The 359-nt window shown below is 37.0% G+C and carries 1 rRNA gene; it reads left to right on the forward strand.

Going from position 1 to position 359, the window contains the following annotated elements:
* Positions 1 to 254: 254 nt before the first annotated feature.
* Positions 255 to 359 (forward strand): 23S ribosomal RNA (locus DV434_RS10680); the annotation flags it as partial.

Here is a 359-nt window from a genome sequence, read left to right on the forward strand (position 1 = left end):
TTAGATTATCTTACTGTTCTTTAAAAAATTGGAAACAAGCTGAAAACAAGAGATTTTTGAGAGAAAGTCTGAGTAGGCAAGGCAGGAAAGTGAAAGAGGGAACTGGGAAGGAAACTCTGAAAGCAAAGCTGTTTTGCATAAAATCTTGATTGAACAAAAGCAATCAAGTGTTTAGTTGAATTAATAACGCTGAAAGTGCAGTCAGAGCACAATATCTAATTTATATTGAGTTTTGAAAACATTTGAGGTTGTATAGTTAAGTGACTAAGCGTACAAGGTGGATGCCTTGGCAATCAGAGGCGAAGAAGGACGTGCTAATCTGCGAAAAGCTTGGATGAGTCGATAAGAGGCGTTTAATC

This window comes from Haemophilus haemolyticus (assembly GCF_003493685.1).
Lineage (GTDB): Bacteria > Pseudomonadota > Gammaproteobacteria > Enterobacterales > Pasteurellaceae > Haemophilus > Haemophilus haemolyticus_O.